The organism is Aminobacter sp. P4_D5, assembly GCF_056401815.1.
This window is the reverse complement of record NZ_JBFUIP010000477.1, coordinates 1-925: the sequence shown is the minus strand read 5'-3', so window position 1 is coordinate 925 and position 925 is coordinate 1. Positions and strand designations below refer to the sequence as shown.

The following is a 925-nucleotide window of genomic DNA, read 5'->3' as shown; positions in this document are numbered from 1 at the left end:
GTGCCGATCTACACCTCGCTGCTGCTGGCCTATTTCATCGTCTGTTATCCGGTCGCGCTGTTCGGGCGCTGGGCGGAACGGCGCATCAACCCGGCAAGGGAGGCGCATCGTGGCATTTGATTTCGCGTTTGCGCTGTCGACGGTGCCCATGATCCTGAGCGCCATCGGCATGACGTTGCTGGTGGCGGCCCTCAGCTGCATCGGTGCCTCGGCACTCGGGTTCGGCTTCGAGCTGATCCGCCGCTCGGGAGGAATCGGAGGCCTCTTCGTCGGCTTCGTGATCGACTTCATTCGGGCGACGCCGGTACTGGTCTGGCTCTATTGTTTGTATTTCATATTGCCGTTTTACGGCATTCGCCTTGGTGCGCTTGCCGTCGGCATCATCGGGCTCAGCCTCTATTACAGCGGTTATCTGGCAGAGGTGTTCAAGGCCGGCATCGATGCCATCCCCAATGGCCAGGGCGAAGCGGCACGGGCACTTGGGCTTGGCAGGATGGATGCCACCATCTTTGTCATCGCCCCGCAGATGCTGCGCAACATCGCAGCACCGATGGGCAACTACTTCGTCTCGATCCTGAAGGCGACACCTTATCTGGCGGTGCTGGCGGTGCCGGAGATGCTCGGACGCGCCTTCGATATCGCCTCCGACACCTATCGCTACGCCGAGCCGCTGACGGTTGCTGGCCTTATCTTTCTCGGTCTCGCACTCGTCATCTCGCAGGCCATCAAGCGGCTCGAGATCCACCTGCTTGGGCCGACAACCAGGTAGGCCAGCTACCGTCACATCTGAGCTGAATCAATTATTTAGATCGCTATCTTCAAGCGAACTCTAGGGAGCCTCCATGACCCAGACCGACGACAAGCTCGCCGTCCAGATCGCCTCGCTCAACAAATGGTATGGCACCTTCCATGTGTTGAAGGAGAG

1 protein-coding gene is annotated in these 925 nt (G+C 59.7%); it reads left to right on the top strand.

Annotated features, from left to right (window positions below):
- Positions 1-109 precede the first annotated feature (109 nt).
- Positions 110-769: an amino acid ABC transporter permease gene (locus AC1DWF_RS32880; RefSeq protein WP_476789502.1), complete on the top strand. Its 660-nt coding sequence runs from the start codon at positions 110-112 to the stop codon at positions 767-769.
- The last annotated feature ends 156 nt before the right edge of the window (positions 770-925 follow it).